Raw genomic sequence first — 17,841 nt, forward strand, 5'->3', positions numbered from 1 at the left:
CAATGTGCGCCATTTTATTAACAGGTACTATTACTTACGGTATTTAGTAGCCTGGTTGTCCAGACGCTGGTTAGCGCGAGCTGCGTCGTCTTTAGCAGCCTGAACGTCGGAACGCATTGCGTTCACGTCGTTGCTCAGCTGGTCAACTTTAGCGTTCAGAGTCTGAACGTCAGAAGACAGCTGATCGATTTTAGCGTTGCTGGAGCAACCTGCCAGCAGAGTAGAACCCAGGATTACCGCGCCCAGTACCAGTTTAGTACGATTCATTATTAATACCCTCTAGATTGAGTTAATCTCCATGTAGCGTTACAAGTATTACACAAAGTTTTTTGGGTTGAGAATATTTTTTTGATGGGATTACGCCTATTTTTGATCGTTCGCTCAAAGAAGCAACGAAATCGGCAATTTTGACGAAAAAGCTATGTTAAAAAAGGCATTTTTCATCGGATTCATCTTAGATAAATCGCGATTAAATAGAAAAACCCGATTTGCTTTTTGAATAGTTCTGGTTAAAGGCGGGAATAAAAAAAGCGCCCCGAAGGACGCTTTTTAACAAAACAATAATTTGTTCGTGAAATATTACAGCACGTGGACAGATGCCGTGTTGGTGGTGCCGCTTGGAACCAATGCACCAGAAACCATAACCACCACGTCGCCTTTCTGAGCCAGGCCACAATCAACCAGTTCCAGCGCCACTTCTTTACCCAGACGATAGAAATCATCGGTAGAGGCAATCTCTTTCACCAGGTGTGGGATCACACCTTTGCTCAGCACCAGCTGACGCGCGGTAGTTTCGTTGGTGGTCAGCGCCAGAATGGTCGCATCCGGGAAGTATTTACGCACGGCACGCGCAGATTTACCGCCCTGGGTCGCCACGACAATCAGTGGGGCTTCCAGTTTCTCAGCGGTTTCTACCGCACCACGGCACACGGCTTCGGTGATGCGCAGTTTACGGCTGTCGTTGTTGTAATCCAGACGGCTTTTCATCACGCGGTCGGTACGCTCACAGATGGTCGCCATGATACCGACCGCTTCCAGAGGGTATTTCCCTTTTGCAGATTCGCCAGACAGCATAACGGCATCGGTACCGTCGAGGATGGCGTTTGCTACGTCGCCTGCTTCAGCGCGGGTAGGGCGTGGGTTTTTGATCATGGAGTCCAGCATCTGCGTTGCGGTGATAACCACTTTACGCGCGCGAACACATTTCTCGATCATCATCTTCTGCGCGAAGATCACTTCTTCAACCGGGATTTCTACGCCCAGGTCGCCACGCGCTACCATGATACCGTCAGACGCTTCGAGGATTTCGTCGAAGTTGTTCAGGCCTTCCTGGTTTTCGATCTTGGAGATGATCTGAATGTTCTCGCCGCCGTGCGCTTTCAGGTGCTCACGGATCTCAACCACGTCAGAACGTTTACGGATAAAGGAGGCAGCAACGAAGTCCACGCCTTGTTCGCAGCCGAAGATCAGGTCTTGTTTGTCTTTTTCAGCCAGCGCTGGCAGCGCAATGGACACACCCGGCAGGTTAACGCCTTTGTTTTCGCCCAGATCGCCGTTGTTCAGCACTTTACAGATAACCTTGTTACCTTCGATCGCCGTCACTTCCATGCCGATCAGGCCGTCATCTACCAGCACGGTGTTGCCAACAGACAGATCGCTGGTGAAGCCTTCGTAGGTCACGGCAACGATTTCGTTGTTACCCACAACGGATTTGTCGGTGGTGAAGGTGAAGGTCTGGCCCGCTTTCAGGGAAACGTCGTTACCGCCTTCCAGTTTGATGGTGCGGATTTCAGGACCTTTGGTGTCGAGCAGGATTGCCGCTTTTTTCCCGGTCTTGCTCATCACGTTGCGCAAGTTCTGGATACGCTGACCGTGTTCAGCATAGTCGCCGTGGGAGAAGTTCAGACGCATCACGTTCATGCCGGCATCCAGCATTTTGCTCAGCATCTCTTCGGATTCGGTTTTCGGGCCGATAGTACAAACAATTTTCGTCTTTTTCATGACAGTCTTAGTCTTTAAGTTGGGAAGGATATGGAAATCTCGCTCCGGGGGCGCACCGCCGCGGAGTCAAACCTGTGTTGCGAAAGAGTATATGACACGCACTAAGAATAGGTGACATCAAATGAGCGTGCAGAAGAAAGTGTGCCTGAGTGCCAGCCCAACGAAGGAGAGGAGAAGTTGTACGTTGTTTTTTGTATTCCAAGCGCTGAAACCATTCACCAGGGATTTGGCGCGCATTATACGCTGATTTACAGTAAAAAGGAAAATGGAAACAGCGTTTCAAAACAATCTGTGCAGATTCACATAAGTTTGTTATCAAGGCGTTAAGGTCTAATGTCATCTTATGACGGCAGGCGCAACGCCCGCCGTTTTTTGCTCACTTTTCCAGCGCCTGCTGAAGGTCGGCGATCAGATCCTTCGCATCCTCAATCCCCACCGACAGGCGGATAAGCTGCGGCACAATGCCGTTTGCAAGACGCTGCGCCAGAGGTATGGAGGCGTGGGTCATGCTGTAGGGCTGGCTCACCAGACTCTCCACACCGCCCAGACTTTCCGCCAGGGTAAAGAGCGTAAGATGACGGATCACCTCTGCCGCGCGTTGCACATCGCCTTTAATCACAACGGAGATCATGCCGCCCGGCAGCGCCATTTGTCTGCGTGCCAGCGCATACTGGGGATGTGACGCCAGCCCGGGATAGAACACGCGGTCTACCGCGGATGCTGCTCCAGCCATTGCGCAATTGCCAGTGCGTTGGCGCTGTGCTTCTCAACGCGCAGAGAGAGGGTGCGAATCCCCCGCAGCGTCAGGAAACTGCTGAACGGATCCAGAACGCCGCCAACCGCGTTTTGCAGATAGCCCAGACGCTCCGCGAGATCCTTATTTGCCCCGACAACAGCCAGCCCGGCAACCACGTCTGAATGACCGTTGAGATATTTAGTGGCGGAGTGGACCACTATATCGAACCCCGCCTCCAGCGGCCGGTGAATGACCGGGGAGGCGAAGGTATTATCCGCCACGCTGATCGCATTATGGCGCCGGGCAATGTCCGCGATGGCCTCCAGGTCGGCCAGTTTCAGCAGCGGGTTCGTTGGCGTTTCCACCCAGATCATGCGGGTGTCCGGGCGAATGGCGGCCTCAAGCCCGGCTACATCGTCCGGCTTAACCCAGCTCACCTGTAACCCGGTGCTGCGCTTGCGCACGTTTTCGATCAGGCGATACGTACCGCCATACACGTCGTCAATGGCGACGATATGGCTGTCTTTATCCAGCAGTTCGAGCACGGTGGAAATGGCTGCCAGCCCTGACGCGAAAGCGTACCCGCGCGTGCCGCCTTCCAGTTCGGCAATGGCGGTCTCCAGCGCGTGGCGGGTTGGATTGCCGCTCCGGGAGTATTCGTAGCCGGTATGTTCACCCGGTGCCGGTTGCGCAAACGTCGACGTGGCGTAAATTGGCGGCATCACGGCGCCGTGCGGGTCGTGATACTCACCGCTGTGAACGCTGAGGGTGGCCAGGTTTTTCATCTTTTGCTCCTTTTATTTTGTCAGGCGGTTACGCCAGGCGGTGAGTACATCACTGCGTGTGATTAGACCCAGAAAGCGATCTTCGTCATAAATAATCGCCACCAGGCCACGGTCAAAGATGGCGTACAGGGCGCTCTCCGGGGCCTGCTTATCCAGATATTCGACCTGACGCGTCATGGCCGCCGTCACGGGGAGAGAGAAGCGATCGGCATCTCCCCCGATGTGTCGCAGCAGGTCCCACTCGTCGATGATGCCGACGACCTTGTCGTTATCGAGCACCGGCTGCTGGGAGATGTCGTACAGGCGCATGCGGGCCAGCACGGTGGAAAGCGTGTCGTCCGGGGCGGCAGTCACCGTCGCGCCTTCATCGTGGCGCAGGGCAATATAGTCCGAGAGATCGCCTGCCTGCGGACGCGAAATCAGCCCCTGCTGGCGCATCCAGTCGTCGTTGAACATCTTCGAGAGGTATTTATTGCCGCTGTCGCAGGCGAAGGTGACCACACGTTTTGGCGTAGTCTGCGCCTGGCAATATTTCAGCGCCGCCGCCAGCAGCGTGCCGGTGGAAGAGCCCGCCAGGATCCCTTCCGTTTTTAGCAGATCGCGGGCGGTGGTGAACGCCTCGCCATCGGTAATGCGCCAGGCGCGGTTAACCCCTTCGATGTGCGCCAGCGGAGGGATAAAGTCTTCGCCAATCCCCTCAACCAGCCACGATCCGGCATCGTGATGGCGTCCGGTCTCAACCTGGTCCGCCAGCACCGACCCGGCCGGATCGGCAAGCACAAATTCCGTCTGCGGCGAATGTTCTGCAAACCACGCCTGTAAGCCGCCCAGCGTACCGCCGGACCCCACGCCGACGACGATGGCATCGATCTGGCCGTCAAGCTGTTCAAACAGTTCCGGTGCGGTAGTGGTGCGGTGCGCCAGCGGATTGGCCGCGTTATTGAACTGATCAATATAAAACGCGCCTGGCAGTTCGTTCGCCAGCCGCCGGGCATAATCCTGGTAGTAGGCCGGATGCCCTTTATTCACATCTGAACGGGTCAGCACGACCTGCGCCCCTAACGCGCGCAGGTGGAAAATCTTCTCGCGGCTCATTTTGTCCGGCACCACCAGGATCAGCGAGTAGCCCTTCTGCGCCGCAATCAACGCCAGCCCCAGGCCGGTGTTCCCCGCCGTGGCTTCAATAATGGTGCCGCCGGGCCGTAGCTGGCCCGTACGCTCGGCTTCATTAATCATCGACAGCGCGACGCGGTCTTTAATCGAGCCGCCGGGATTCTGGTTTTCCAGCTTCAGAAACAGCGAGCAGGGGCCGGTGTCCAGCTTGTGCAGCTGGATGAGCGGCGTACGGCCAATCAGTTCGGTGACGGAGTGGTAAAGCGTCATGGTCATGTCCTGTGAAGGGGTGATGACCGGATGATAGAACCATGAAATTTTCTCAATAAAGAACCTTTCACTGAGTTTTAGAACGGAAAGGAATAATCCTTGTGTTTTCAGATGGAAAGACAGCAAGACGTAAAGTTGTCCGGATGTGAGGATGGCTATATCCGCATAAAGTGCTGCAAAATTAGCCGATTTCGTCGGGTGAGTAAGACCTGATATGCAAATGGCAGATAATTATTGCTGATATTCATCTAAATGCTTTTCACCCGCCAGTTCGCTGCTTATTCCTGAGCATTATAAGAAATTCTTTTTTGGTCATTTAAAAGCTGATAACGGCTGTTTACTATCTTTTGGACATCCATACTGCTAAACCGCTATATGCGAAACGGATAACGAATAAGAATGATTGTACTCAGCAATATTTCGAAGGTTTTTGACAACGGGAAACAGGCGCTGACAGCCGTAGATAACGTCAACCTGACGATAGAACAGGGACAGATTTACGGGATCATCGGTTACAGCGGGGCCGGGAAAAGTACGCTGATCCGTCTGCTGAACGGTCTGGAAAAGCCCAGCGCCGGCAGCGTCACCATTAACGGTCAGGATATCTCCGCCGCGAAGGGAGAAGCGCTGCGTCAGGCACGCCTGAAAATCAGCATGGTGTTCCAGCACTTTAACCTGCTTTGGTCGCGCACGGTGAAGGAAAATATCGCCTTTTCAATGCAAATTGCCGGTGTGCCAAAAGCGCAAATTCAGGCTCGCGTTGCCGAGCTGGTGGAGCTGGTCGGCCTGAAGGGGCGCGAGAATGCCTACCCATCCCAGCTGAGCGGCGGGCAAAAACAACGTGTGGGCATTGCCCGCGCGCTGGCCAATCATCCGGACGTACTGCTGTGTGACGAAGCCACCTCGGCGCTGGATCCGCAGACCACCGATCAGATCCTCGATCTGCTCCTGGACATTAACCGTCGCTTTAACCTGACCATCGTACTCATTACGCATGAGATGCACGTGGTGCGCAAAATCTGCGACCGCGTGGCGGTGATGGAAAACGGCAAGGTGGTGGAAGAGGGGGACGTGCTGAGCGTGTTTACGCATCCGCAGCAGCCGATCACCCGGCAGTTTGTCCGCCAGGTGAGCCAGTACGCGGAGGAAGAGACCTTCAATACCGAACTGGCAAACGATCTGGAAGGCACGGTGATCAGGCTGACCTTCACCGGGCACAGCACGCACAGGCCGATCGTCGGTGAACTGACCCTGCGCTACGGCCTGCCGTTTAACATCCTGCACGGCAAAATGACGCAAACCGCCCACGGTGTTTTCGGGCAGCTCTGGGTGCACGTGGTGGCATCGGACGAACAACTGAACAATATCCTCGCCGACCTGAAGCAAAGCGATATTGAAGGCGAGGTAATCAAGCATGGCTGAAGAACTCTTTCCGCACCTGAAGTGGGATCAGCTTTGGGCTGCAACCCAGGAGACGCTTTACATGACCGCGCTTTCCGGCGTGGCGACGTTTGTCCTGGGGATCGCGCTCGGTCTGGCGCTGTTTTTAACCGCCCGCGGCGGGTTATTCCACAACCGCACGGTCTACAGCGTGATGTCGATTGTGGTGAACGTGTTCCGCTCGATTCCGTTCATCATTCTCATCGTTCTGCTGATCCCGTTCACCAAGACCGTTGTGGGGACCATTCTCGGCGCTAACGCTGCGCTGCCCGCCCTGATTGTGGGCGCGGCGCCGTTCTACGCCCGTCTGGTCGAGATTGCCTTGCGAGAAGTAGACAAAGGAGTCATTGAGGCCACGCGTTCGATGGGCGCGCGGCTGAGCACGTTAGTGTTTCGGGTTTTATTGCCGGAATCTTCACCCGCACTGGTTTCAGGTATGACGGTGACGCTGATTGCGCTGGTGAGCTACAGCGCAATGGCAGGGGTGATAGGTGCCGGCGGTTTGGGAAATCTGGCTTATCTGGAAGGATTCCAGCGCAACCATGGTGACGTCACGCTGGTGGCAACGGTGACCATTCTGATCATCGTGTTCATTATCCAGTTCTGCGGCGATGCCATTACTTCACTGTTAGATAAACGCTAATAAATACACACAGGAACCACATCATGAAAAAGACACTGACACTGATCGCCGCCGCAACCCTGAGTGCCCTGAGCTTTGCCTCCTGGGCGGACACGCTCACCGTGGGGGCGTCCAACACCCCGCACGCGGAAATTCTGGAGCAGGCTAAGCCGATTCTGGCGAAGCAGGGGATCGATCTGGAGATTAAACCATTCCAGGACTACATTCTGCCAAACACGGCGCTGGCGGGGCATGACATTGACGCCAACTATTTCCAGCACATCCCTTACCTGAACAGCGTCCTGAAAGATCACGCGGGCGATAAGGATTATGATTTTGTCAGTGCGGGCGCAATCCACATTGAGCCGATCGGTATCTATTCGAAAAAATACAAATCGCTGAAGGATCTGCCGGAAGGCGGCAAAATCATCATGCGTGATGCGGTTTCCGAGGAAGGGCGTATTCTCTCCATCTTCGAAAAAGAGGGCGTGATCAAGCTGAAGCCAGGCATCGATAAAGTGACCGCGCGCATCAGCGATATCGTGGAGAACCCGAAAAAGCTGCAATTCACCCCTAACGTTGAGGCATCTCTGCTGCCGCAGATGTACAACAACGACGAAGGTGCTGCGGTGGTGATCAACGCCAACTACGCAATTGATGCCGGTCTGGATCCGGTGCACGATCCAATTGCGGTTGAAAGCGGTGAGAATAACCCGTACGCCAACATCATTACCGTTCATCGCGGTGACGAGAAGAAGAAGGATATCGTCGCGCTGGTGAACGTGCTGCACTCCAAAGAGATTCAGGACTGGATCCGCACCAAATACAAAGGCGCAGTCATCCCGGTAAACAACTAATCTCCTGATTTTCCAGACGAAGCCCGGCGAACTACACGCCGGGCTTCTTTTTTGTATCCAGCCGACGAATGATTTAAGCTGACGGTTTAGGGCAACGGAGTGATGGCAATGGGCAATGTGACCAAAGACGAAGCGCTTTACCAGGAGATGTGTCGGGTGGTAGGCAAGGTCGTTCTCGAAATGCGTGATTTAGGGCAGGAGCCGAAACATATTGTCATTGCGGGCGTTCTGCGTACCGCGCTGGCGAACCAGCGCGTTAAGCGCAGTGAGTTGACCACCAAAGCGATGGAAACGGTGGTTAAAGCGCTGGCCGGCTAACTCGCCAGCGCTTCGCGAGCAGCTCAAGCGAGCAGCAGAGCAGGTAATAGATCACACCCGTGAAGATAAAAATGGCCGCCGGGTAAATTTGCACCCGGTTGTTGATCTGTCCCGCCACCGTGGTCAGTTCAGGAACGTTCACGATAAACGCCAGCGACGTATCCTTCAGCAGGCTGATAAAAATCCCCACCAGCGACGGCAGAATATTTCTCAGCGCCTGCGGCAGCAGCACGCGCCACAGCGTTTGCTGCGTACTGAACCCTTGAGAAAGCGCGGCCTCATTCTGGCCCGACGGCAGGGCTCTCAGTCCGGCTAACACCGAATGCATCACCGCAGCCGCGGTAAACCAGGCCAGCGCCAGCGTGACGGTCGTCGCGCCCGGGAGATCCCTGCCGGTTATCAGCGGCAGCAGATACCACATCCAGAATATCACGAAGATCAGGGGGATCCCGCGAATCAACTCTGCCCACGCAAACAGCGCACTGCGCACCACGCCGGGATAGCGCCAGGCGACGCAAGCCAGCACAATCCCGCCGGGCAGGGCAAGCGCGGCGGCGCCTGCGGCCATCAGCAGTGAGAGCAGTACGCCGCCGGGTTCTCCCGCAGCCGCACGTCCCCAAAGCAGATAATCCAGGTTTTCGACAATAACGTTAAATCCGGGGATCATGATTTTTCCTCCCTGAATGGGGGCCGAGGCGCACCAGCACGCTTCCCGTCACCATCCCGGTAAGCAAGTAGAGCACCGTACCGAAGGTGAAGGCTTCCAGTGCATGGGCGTTGTAACTTTCTATCTGGCGGACCTGGTAGGTCAGTTCGGCGAAGCCAATCCCGCTCGCGAGCGAGGAGAGCTTCATCAGGTTAAGGTACTGGCCAACGACGGGCTGCCACGCGTTAGCGAGCCCCTGTGGCAGAAGAATGTAGCGAAACAGACGCCATGAGGAAAATCCCTGAGCGAGCGCCGCCTCCCGTTGCCCGGCAGGTACGGAACGCAGCCCCGATTCCACTTCTTCAATTAAAAACGCCGAGGTAAAGACGCCTAACCCCCAGGCGGAGCATAAAAACTCTGGCGTAAACCACCAGACGTCACCGGGTAAAATGGACCAGCTGTGGTCTGCGTTCACCGCGTCACGCAGCCCCTGCGGCAACCCGTTCCAGGCGGCGAAATACCAGAACAGCAGCTGTACCAGCAGCGGCGTATTGCGAAACAGCGATACCCAGCAGCTGACGATCAATGTCCCGAAACGTCCCCCGGAAAGCCGCAAAAGCATAAAGAACAAGGCGAGCAGGCTGGCCAGCATAATCCCCGCCAGCGTCACCCACAGAGTGGTGAGAAATCCGGAGAGGATCCAGTGCAGGGGCTGTCCGGCCAGCACCCCCTGCCAGTCCAGAGCGGGCATTACAGTTGCTCCTGATGCAGCGGATCCAGCACTTTTTGCAGGAAACGCCTCGCACGGGGATGCGACGGTTGATTGAAAAATTGCGCCGGGGGCGCGGTTTCCAGAATTTTTCCGCCGTCGATAAAGACGATTCGATCGGCAATTTCCCGGGCGAACTGCATCTCATGGGTAACGACAATCATGGTGATCCCGCTGTGCGCGAGGGTTTTCATCACAAACAGCACTTCGCCAATCATTTCCGGGTCGAGTGCCGACGTCGGCTCGTCAAAGAGAATGATTTGCGGCGACGAGGCCAGAGCACGGGCAATCGCCACGCGCTGCTGCTGTCCGCCGGAAAGTTCAGCGGGGAAGCGGTGCGCCTTCTCCAGCATGCCGACCTTCTCCAGCAGCGCCAGCGCGCGCTCCTGGGCGGGCAGGGGTTTCCAGCCGTGAACGTGCTCCAGTGCCAGGGTGATGTTCTGACTGGCGGTAAGGTGGGCATAGAGATTGAACTGCTGGAACACAAACCCGACGCGGCTGCGTAACTGACGTAGCCTGCTGCCGGAAAGCTGTCCGGTCGGCTTGTGGTCGATCAGAATCTCCCCGCCGCTCAGGCTCTCAAGCTGGTTGATAAGCCGAATCAGGGTCGATTTTCCGGAACCCGAAGGGCCGAGAATGGCAACCACTTCACCCGGCATGATGGTGAGGTTAATGTCGGTTAAAACCGGATGATCGCCGTAGCGTTTGTCCACATGGCGAAACTCAACGCTGGCCTGTTCCAGAAGTGAAAAATCCGCGGCATTGGCCGCGGAGCGTGAAAATAAACCTGAGAGCATATTACCGGGCTTCTATTTTAAAGTTACGAGGCTGTGGAGCTGGGGTGCCTGGACCGAACCAGACGTCATAGATTTTTGCCGCCTGGCCGTTTTTCTCCAGGGTTACCAGCTCATCGTTAACGGCTTTCAGCAGCGCCGTTTCACCCTTTTTCACCCCCACGCCAATCTCTTCTTTACTGAGCAGGTCGGGCAGGATTTTGAAGTCGGCTTTATCCGGCGCCTGCGCCAGCAGACCGGCCAGAATGGTGCTGTCCTGGGTAATGGCCTGCACGTTGCCATTGCGCAGTGCCGTCAGCGCCAGCGGAATATCATCATAAGAGAGGACGCGGGACTGCGGAAAACGCTGGTGCAGCGCCTGTTCACCCGTCGTACCTTTTACGGCGCCAATGCGTGCCCGGCTATAGTCATCAAGCTTGTCCGGTGATTTTGCCGGAACCAGGAACTGCTGGCCGGTGACAAAGTAAGGCGTTGAGAAATCAATGACCTGTGCGCGTTCCGGAGTGATCGTGATATCCGCCACGATGAGATCCGCTTTTCCGGACTGTAGCAGCGGTATACGGTTAGCCGGATTAGTGGCGACCAGTTCAAGCTTGACGCCGAGCGATTTCGCCAGCGCTTTGGCGAAGTCCACGTCGTAACCCACGATCTCATGCGTTTTGGCATCAATCGAGCCAAAGGGTGGATTGGCATCAAACGTGGCCACTTTCACCACGCCTGCTGCCTTGATATCCGCCAGCCGATCGGCCTGCGCCTGCGCTGAAACCAGGCCCCAGGCTGCCACTAATCCCAGAACCTGCGCCCGTTTTTTAAACCCTTTCATTTTTGCAGCCATAGTCATACGCCATCCCGTTGTTTTTGTTTTACCCCGTTACGCTCCCATAAGGGAAAGCTATCGCCAAATAAGAAATCGTTCTTTGCTATGAGAAAAAAAGCATGAGTGAACAAGGTGTTAAAGAAGAGAGCAGACGGCGGGGCGCTATTTGCAGATCCTGCACATCGACAGTGGATTTTGATATTTCCCCCGGGCGCAATTTGGGTGTTTAACTGAGGACAGGTTAAGCGAGAAGGGTAATGACGATGAAAAAATGGATAAGCACGTTACGGCGGTTATTTGCGCCCCGACCAATGAATGCGGAGAACAGCGCGCAACGTGTTCTTGAGTCAATACTACCTGTCGCCAGCCTGTATGGCGTGGACGTAGCCAACATCGACCCGGAGTGGTTCCATGATAAAACGTCACGCTGAACTGCGCCGGACGCGCGAAATGTACTGGAATGAGCTGTGCGTGGTGTCTGTAAAGCGAGGATGAAGGGAAAAATACCCAGGCAAATCCTCGGTAAATGATGGCCGTTTTGTTACCACTATCTCCTTTCACAGATGGAGATAATAATGAAACGGACAGTATTAACCCCCGCGCTTTCTGCCTCTGCACTTCTGCTTACCATGCAGGCGGTACACGCTGGTCCACAGGCGCATGTTGTATGCAGTTATTCCCACACCCTCGGCGATGATGCCATTATGATGTTCGGCATGCCCAATGAGGCTATGCTGCACGATTTTTTTGGTAACGTGCACGCGGATGCTTACTCCAGCCGTGAATCTCTGCGTACCCAGGAAAAGACCACCTGCGATAACAAAGCAGACAGCTCGGCCTACTGGGCTCCGTCGCTAAAATTGCCGGACGGAACGGTAGTCAAACCCGCCTATCAAAAAACCTATTATCAGGCATCGAACGTTGACGCCTGGCCGCTTCATCCGTTTCCGCCGGGGCTGTCGCTGCTGGCGGGCGATCATCATGGCACCGCGCCAAATCCGCATATCACCTTTTTATGCGCCAATGGCAAGGGCTACACCACCAGAACGGGTGAAGTCTGCGGCTTACGCAAGGCGAAGGATGCCGTGCAGTTTAATATCGGCATTCAGTTCCCGAACTGCTGGGACGGGGTCAACCTGAAGCCCGCCCACGGCCTGGCTAACGCCACCTACGATACGAAAGGACAGTGTCCGTCCGCCTTCCCGGTGAAGATCCCGACGGTGAACATGAATATTGCGTACGTGCTCCCGACAATTAGCTCTCTGGATACCAGTAAAGTCCAGCTTTCCCTCGACCCCATCATGCATGGTAGTGAGCGTGAAGAGCGGTGGGGGAGCCTGTATACGGCGCATGCTGACTTCATGAACGGCTGGACGGAAGATGCCGCGCGATTTATGACCGACCTGTGCATGAACCGGGGAATGGATTGCGGCACCACCGTGCCGTATGGTTATTCAAAAGCGAAGGCTAACGTCTGGCTCAGCAGCATGGAACCGGCACTTTCACAGCCCGATCCCCAGGTCTTACTGGTGCAGGATAACTGGAAGAACGGTGGACGCACGAAAAACAGCGAAACATTGTCGCTGGTGAAGTTCAACATCCCTCCGCTGCCTGTCGGACAGGATCCTGCCCAGTTTAAATACCGCGTGAGAATTTATGGCGGGAAAGTGGAAACTGACGGCGCGGATCAAATCTTCTTCTATCCGGCGAGTAACGACTGGGAACCGGCCACCGTGAGCTGGCAGTCACGACCGTCCTGCAACTATCGCTCGGATGCGGTGCTGTACCTGAACCACTCCCGCGAATACCGGATGGTGGACGTGGATAAAGCGGTGCGCAAGGCGCTGGCAGAAGGGAAAACCGACATTTCGTGGTATATCGGCGGCGATCGTCAGGGAAATCACTATCAGTTTGAGACGGGGTCATCTCCCCAAAGCCTGATCCTGATGCTGACCGGGTTTAGCAAAACGCCGGAGATCTGATAGCCGGTAGTAAAAGGCATTCATAAAAAAAGCACCGGGGAGCCCGGTGCTTTTTCTTCAGATCTTGCAGGCATCGCCGCAGTCGTCATCGGCGACAATCGCCTGGGCTTTTTTATCCGCATCGTCGAGACGTTCCGCGTTGCGCTCTTCTGCTTCATCCAGCCCGTTAAAGACTAAGTTATCGAGATCAATTTCCATGTGCCACCTGCGTTATTCAGTTTTTGATACTGGCATAGTATAAGTCAAAAAAAGCGGGCCAGGCACCCCTCAGCACATATGGATAATCCCTGCCATACTCAGTGCTTTATTGCTGAGGAAAGCCGATGATTACACTCTGTAAAACCTGCGGTACCGCTTACGATGAACAGCCCAAAAACTGCCCGATTTGCGACGATGAGCGCCAGTATGTCCCGGTGACGGGCCAGGCATGGACGGACTTCGACAGCCTTACGACCACGCACACCAACAAATGGCAACAGCTGGAGCCGCAGCTGTTCAGCATCAAAACCGTTCCCGCTTTTGCCATCAACCAGCGGGCGATTCTGCTGCGTACGCCACAGGGCAATGTTCTGTGGGACTGTATCGCCAATCTTGACCCGGCGACCAGAGCGTTAGTTGACGCGCTCGGGGGGATCAGCGCGATCGCGATTTCGCACCCGCATTACTACACCACCATGCAGGAGTGGGCCGCGGCGTTTAACGCACCGATCTACCTGCACGCCAGCGATCGGCAGTGGGTGATGCGTGACAGCCCGGCGATACGCTTCTGGGAGGAGGACGCCCTGGAGATTATGCCTTTGGTGACTCTTCTGCGGCTGGGCGGGCATTTTGCAGGCGGCACGGTGCTGCACTGGCAGTCAGGCGACGGCGTGCTGCTGGCCGGTGATATTTTGCAGGTTACGCCCGGTGTGGACGCCGTGTCGTTTATGTGGAGTTATCCGAATATGCTGCCACTGCCTGTCCGCACCGTTGAGTCGGTGATTGGCCGACTGACAGGGAAAACGTACCAGCGCCTGTACGGGGCCTTTGAAGGGCAGAACATCCCGGCGAACGCGGATGAGATCGTGCAGCGGTCGGGCCAGAAATATATTGCTTGTCTCCGCTAAGGTGCGGTGGTTAAATTTTACGAGTGTGATCGCGATCATACCTAAACTAAAACAGATAAAAGAGAAATGGCTATGCAACATATCATTGAAGGTTTTCTCAGCTTTCAAAAAGAGATTTTCCCGCAACGTAAAGAGCTTTTTCGTAGTTTAGCGTCCAGTCAGAATCCCAAAGCGCTGTTCATCTCCTGCTCCGACAGCCGTCTGGTTCCGGAACTGGTTACGCAACAGGAGCCAGGACAGCTCTTTGTCATTCGAAACGCGGGCAACATTGTGCCTCCGTTCGGGCCGGAGCCTGGCGGTGTCTCTGCGACCATCGAATATGCTGTTGTTGCCCTGGGCGTGACCGATATCGTTATTTGCGGCCACTCCAACTGCGGCGCAATGAAGGCGATTGCTGACAACGCCGATCTGGAGCCGATGCCGGCCGTTTCCCACTGGCTGCGCTATTCTGATGCGGCAAAAGCGGTGGTTGAGAAGAAAACCTGGGATAAGCCAATCGATAAGGTGAATGCGATGGTGCAGGAGAACGTCTTTGCGCAGCTGAGCAATATCAAGACCCATCCGTCGGTGGCGGTAGGCCTGCGCAACAACGCCATTCGCCTGCACGGCTGGGTATATGACATCGAAAGCGGCAAAATCCTTGCCCTGGACAAGAACACTAAATCGTTCGTGTCGCTGTCGGAAAACCCGGACGTCTTCTTCGAGTAACCCGACCCCGCAGGGCAGGGAAGCTCTGTTAAAATTCCATGAATGGTAACTTCCTTCGCACGCCCGACGCAGGTTTTCCAGCCGCTTTCGCCATCGCTTTACCAATTTCAGCGCACTCAGACAAACCCTGAACAAAGGGATGATCGTGCATCAGCCAGGGGATCGCCCCAAAAGCGATGCGCCCCCGCAGTGATGCAGGCGCCAGCAACGTATAGTCTTCCCCCACGTCCGGGACGTCATCGCCGGTTTCCGCAAGCTGTTTACGCAGGGTGGGGAAGGGAATGTCCTTGTTTCTGAGTGGCTTTTGCCCGCGCGCATCAATAAACACGTCGAAGCGGTAACGCTTTTCTGCCGTGGTGATGACGGTCTGATCGCTGCCGATATCCAGGTCGTAATCATCACCGAGTGCGACCACGCTAATGATCCCTGCCTCGCGCAGCGCCAGTAACCGGCGGATAGACTGCGGTGGAATGGCGGCATAATTATCGATAAACACACGCTCCAGCCCGGATTTAAACCGCTCTCTGTCATGCTCACTGAGTGAAGGGACGATGGCCTGAACCACTTCATGCAGACGAAGCACGGTATAGCGCCAGGCAACGGTGCGTTTTTCGCGCTTGTTGCGCTCCACTTCTTTCAGATTCGCTTCGGCCCAGGTGAAAGGGCCATGCTTTTTACGATCCTCAAACCAGACATCACGAAGCGTGTCGGCATTCAGCGTACCGAGCGATATCGCCTGGCACCAGCGCGGATCGGCCAGCTCGAGCTCTTTCACCATCAGCGCAAAGATGCGGTCAAGCAGCCCGTCCGGGCCTTTGGCGATTTCACTTTCCGCCACAGACTCCGTTAACACGGACAGCGGTTCATAAGGGATAGGGCAGTAAAAGTCGGCCTCCGGCAGAACGCCCGTGCGGGACATCAGCGTGATATTTAACCCTTCGCTGCCTTTATTGACAACGAACTGCTCCCCGCTAAACCGGCCATGCTGCATCACAACCGCCATTGCAGCGTCCAGCCCGCTGAGGGAGGTACCCATGATCCCCACCTCACAGGCTCGGACCTCCGCGTCCATCAGCCCTGACCATGGGCTTGGGAAATATGCGCGGGTGGTTTCATCTTCATCAGGCCAGACGTGGCCGGTGGCAACAACCGCAAGATCAAACCGCCTTGAGAAAGGGGCATCGTTCACTGAAAGGGCCACGCCGTCTGCATCAGCCTTAATATCCGTGACTTCTGCGTTGGGGTGCACCTCGACATTAAAGCCCGACTTTTTCGCCTCAGCAACGACGGCGAGAAACCGATCGTGAAAATATTCACCCAACAGAATACGCGGCAGGAATTGCCGGTCGTGCAGCTTCTCACTATCGACGTTATAGCGGGCAAGATGGGCCGCACTCTGCTGTTTGAGCCAGTCGAGGTAGGTAATAAAAATGGGCGGGATTTCGATACTGGCGATGTTCGCCAGCATCAGCCGGGAATTATCCTCGTCGCTGTAGGGCATCCCGACACCGGGTTGGTCTGCCTTTTCGAACACGGTGATCGAAAGCGGTGCTGCGTTGTTAAGAAGTGAGTAAAAGGTGTAAATCCCTGTTGGACCTGAGCCGATAATGGCGATTTTTTTCATCGAAAGCGTTCCTGCATTTCTGAACCATAAAATAAGCGTAGCAGGAGAAAGGTTAAATCATTCAATGAAGGAAAAAAATTAAGACGTTTTGAAGAGGGGATGTTGCGCCCCTTCCTGAACTTATGGGAAGGTCAATTCAATTGACCCTGGCTGATTAGATATGATTCTGCCTGATTTCTGAAAGGAAAGACTGTTTGGTCCCAGGTTTAACGATTATCTGTATGTGATGGGGGTTAAAAAGTACGGTAACTTCGCCGGCGGGCTTGACCTGCACAGCGTCAGTGAGGAGAACCAGCTGATTTTATCAGGAGAATTCTCCATCTTACGGTCAGTGTACTTTTTAACATGCAGGCTGATGCCGCCCGTGGAAGACAGCCCTGCTCGGGCTCAAAAGATGGCATAGCACACTGTACATCGGATGGTCGTTTTGTCTGCAATGACGGAAGTCTGAGCCAGTCGAAGCGATTCTGTTCAGGTTATGGTGCCTCCGAACTGCCCCGGCAGGTAAAACCCTCCCCCTCCGCCAGGCAAGCGCAGACGAAAAAGAAAACAGCCGTGAAAGGCCAGGAGCAGCGTGTTGTAGAAAACAATGCGCAGTTCGATACACAACCGCGGCAACCTACATGCGCCCTTCTCTATATGGCCAACAAGCCCGGATTCACCCATTTACCCGTTTGTTCAGGAAATCAGTATTAATCCGCCAGTGTAAACGTTCTTTGTCTGTTATTCGAACTGATAAGACGCTTGCAGGTGGAAACCCACCTGAACGCGCTGGGCGACCTGTTACAGCGTCTGGCATTAAAGCATGCCGTTCGCACCTTCCGGCTACATGGCGAACTTACTGCATGGCTGGCGTTTATGTTTTCTGCATGATTGATAAAAGGGAGGGAAAATTATGACCAGGGCTGAAGAGTTTTGTCGTTCCTGAAATGTGAACACTGGCAGATGGATGCGCACGCATCGCTCAAAAAACGATCTTTTTCGGGCGGATACTGAGATCAGAAAAGCATATGACCTTGAACAGTAATCACATTGACTGGAGGGATATGCTAATGAAGCGACAAGATATAAACGCATTAAAGAATTTTGATTTTCTGGCACGTAGTTTTGCCCGTATGTACGCCCTGGGCCAGCCAGTTGATGTCGATGCCGTGACCGGCAATATGAGTTATGAACAGCAGGCATGGTTCCGGGAGCGATATGACCACTACCGAAAGCAGGCTGAGCGGGCGAGAGTGATAGAACTGCGATGA

General features: G+C 54.9%; 19 protein-coding genes and 1 pseudogene. 10 read left to right on the plus strand and 10 right to left on the minus strand.

Annotated elements, in window-relative coordinates:
• Positions 1–30: 30 nt before the first annotated feature.
• From lpp to LOC22_RS19830, 4 genes and pseudogenes are all read right to left on the minus strand, one after another.
• The gene (lpp, locus tag LOC22_RS19815) at positions 31–267 is read right to left on the minus strand and encodes a murein lipoprotein Lpp (protein WP_001082307.1); all 237 of its coding nucleotides are present in this window, start codon (positions 265–267) and stop codon (positions 31–33) included.
• A gap of 312 nt (positions 268–579) precedes the next feature.
• Positions 580–2,001: a pyruvate kinase PykF gene (gene pykF, locus LOC22_RS19820; RefSeq protein WP_015570703.1), complete on the minus strand. Its 1,422-nt coding sequence runs from the start codon at positions 1,999–2,001 to the stop codon at positions 580–582.
• Between the two features lie 376 nt (positions 2,002–2,377).
• Positions 2,378–3,522, minus strand: a pseudogene (locus tag LOC22_RS19825) (trans-sulfuration enzyme family protein).
• A 12-nt stretch (positions 3,523–3,534) separates the two neighbouring features.
• A complete protein-coding gene (locus LOC22_RS19830; RefSeq protein WP_230239149.1) occupies positions 3,535–4,905 on the minus strand; it encodes a pyridoxal-phosphate dependent enzyme in 1,371 nt (456 codons plus the stop codon).
• A gap of 399 nt (positions 4,906–5,304) precedes the next feature.
• Here LOC22_RS19830 and LOC22_RS19835 point away from each other — a divergent pair, with 399 nt between their 5' ends.
• From LOC22_RS19835 to fumD, 4 genes are all read left to right on the plus strand, one after another.
• Entirely contained in the window at positions 5,305–6,327 is a 1,023-nt protein-coding gene (locus LOC22_RS19835) for a methionine ABC transporter ATP-binding protein (RefSeq protein ID WP_017384622.1), read from the plus strand.
• Positions 6,320–6,988: a methionine ABC transporter permease gene (locus LOC22_RS19840; protein WP_017384621.1), complete on the plus strand. Its 669-nt coding sequence runs from the start codon at positions 6,320–6,322 to the stop codon at positions 6,986–6,988. Before LOC22_RS19835 ends, LOC22_RS19840 begins: the two co-directional genes overlap by 8 nt.
• A 23-nt stretch (positions 6,989–7,011) precedes the next feature.
• Complete coding sequence (locus LOC22_RS19845; protein ID WP_003857677.1) at positions 7,012–7,824, plus strand: MetQ/NlpA family ABC transporter substrate-binding protein; 813 nt, start codon at positions 7,012–7,014, stop codon at positions 7,822–7,824.
• Between the two features lie 108 nt (positions 7,825–7,932).
• Positions 7,933–8,142 carry a fumarate hydratase FumD gene (gene fumD / locus LOC22_RS19850; RefSeq protein WP_003857676.1) on the plus strand — a complete coding sequence of 70 codons (210 nt, stop codon included), beginning with the start codon at positions 7,933–7,935 and terminating at the stop codon, positions 8,140–8,142.
• On the opposite strand, the gene LOC22_RS19855 is transcribed toward fumD, so the two are convergent.
• Genes LOC22_RS19855 through LOC22_RS19870 form a run of 4 tightly spaced genes read right to left on the minus strand, consistent with a single transcriptional unit; the run spans position 8,123 to position 11,186 of the window.
• Positions 8,123–8,809: an amino acid ABC transporter permease gene (locus LOC22_RS19855; RefSeq protein WP_015570700.1), complete on the minus strand. Its 687-nt coding sequence runs from the start codon at positions 8,807–8,809 to the stop codon at positions 8,123–8,125. The two genes, fumD and LOC22_RS19855, sit on opposite strands and share 20 nt — an antisense overlap.
• Positions 8,793–9,539, minus strand: coding sequence for an amino acid ABC transporter permease (locus LOC22_RS19860; protein ID WP_023303553.1), 747 nt, complete (start codon positions 9,537–9,539; stop codon positions 8,793–8,795). The genes LOC22_RS19855 and LOC22_RS19860 overlap by 17 nt, the downstream gene beginning before the upstream one ends.
• The gene (locus LOC22_RS19865) at positions 9,539–10,354 is read right to left on the minus strand and encodes an amino acid ABC transporter ATP-binding protein (protein WP_017384620.1); all 816 of its coding nucleotides are present in this window, start codon (positions 10,352–10,354) and stop codon (positions 9,539–9,541) included. Before LOC22_RS19865 ends, LOC22_RS19860 begins: the two co-directional genes overlap by 1 nt.
• 1 nt (position 10,355) lies before the next feature.
• Complete coding sequence (locus tag LOC22_RS19870; RefSeq protein ID WP_044488997.1) at positions 10,356–11,186, minus strand: ABC transporter substrate-binding protein; 831 nt, start codon at positions 11,184–11,186, stop codon at positions 10,356–10,358.
• A 245-nt stretch (positions 11,187–11,431) separates the two neighbouring features.
• Between LOC22_RS19870 and LOC22_RS19875 the strand changes: the two genes are divergently transcribed.
• Together LOC22_RS19875 and LOC22_RS19880 are read left to right on the plus strand one after the other, a co-directional pair.
• Positions 11,432–11,599 (plus strand): hypothetical protein, encoded by a 168-nt coding sequence (locus tag LOC22_RS19875; RefSeq protein WP_032619795.1) that lies wholly within the window; start codon positions 11,432–11,434, stop codon positions 11,597–11,599.
• 144 nt (positions 11,600–11,743) lie between these two features.
• Complete coding sequence (locus LOC22_RS19880) at positions 11,744–13,150, plus strand: DUF1996 domain-containing protein (protein ID WP_063157919.1); 1,407 nt, start codon at positions 11,744–11,746, stop codon at positions 13,148–13,150.
• Positions 13,151–13,207: 57 nt separating this feature from the next.
• Here LOC22_RS19880 and LOC22_RS19885 read toward each other — a convergent pair whose 3' ends face one another.
• On the minus strand, positions 13,208–13,348 hold the full coding sequence (locus LOC22_RS19885; protein WP_003857665.1) for a hypothetical protein: 141 nt from the start codon (positions 13,346–13,348) through the stop codon (positions 13,208–13,210).
• A gap of 125 nt (positions 13,349–13,473) precedes the next feature.
• Between LOC22_RS19885 and LOC22_RS19890 the strand changes: the two genes are divergently transcribed.
• Together LOC22_RS19890 and LOC22_RS19895 are read left to right on the plus strand one after the other, a co-directional pair.
• On the plus strand, positions 13,474–14,256 hold the full coding sequence (locus tag LOC22_RS19890; RefSeq protein ID WP_230239150.1) for an MBL fold metallo-hydrolase: 783 nt from the start codon (positions 13,474–13,476) through the stop codon (positions 14,254–14,256).
• Between the two features lie 72 nt (positions 14,257–14,328).
• Positions 14,329–14,964 carry a carbonic anhydrase gene (locus tag LOC22_RS19895; protein ID WP_015570694.1) on the plus strand — a complete coding sequence of 212 codons (636 nt, stop codon included), beginning with the start codon at positions 14,329–14,331 and terminating at the stop codon, positions 14,962–14,964.
• 28 nt (positions 14,965–14,992) lie between these two features.
• On the opposite strand, the gene LOC22_RS19900 is transcribed toward LOC22_RS19895, so the two are convergent.
• On the minus strand, positions 14,993–16,588 hold the full coding sequence (locus tag LOC22_RS19900) for an FAD-NAD(P)-binding protein (protein ID WP_230239151.1): 1,596 nt from the start codon (positions 16,586–16,588) through the stop codon (positions 14,993–14,995).
• 750 nt (positions 16,589–17,338) lie between these two features.
• Here LOC22_RS19900 and LOC22_RS22265 point away from each other — a divergent pair.
• Both LOC22_RS22265 and glgS read left to right on the plus strand, forming a co-directional pair.
• Positions 17,339–17,461, plus strand: coding sequence for a hypothetical protein (locus LOC22_RS22265; protein WP_254909560.1), 123 nt, complete (start codon positions 17,339–17,341; stop codon positions 17,459–17,461).
• Between the two features lie 179 nt (positions 17,462–17,640).
• Positions 17,641–17,841 (plus strand): cell surface composition regulator GlgS, encoded by a 201-nt coding sequence (gene glgS / locus LOC22_RS19905; RefSeq protein WP_023303558.1) that lies wholly within the window; start codon positions 17,641–17,643, stop codon positions 17,839–17,841.

The sequence above is a fragment of the Enterobacter sp. AN-K1 genome (assembly GCF_020971765.1).
In the GTDB taxonomy this organism is placed as follows: Bacteria; Pseudomonadota; Gammaproteobacteria; order Enterobacterales; family Enterobacteriaceae; genus Enterobacter; species Enterobacter hormaechei_C.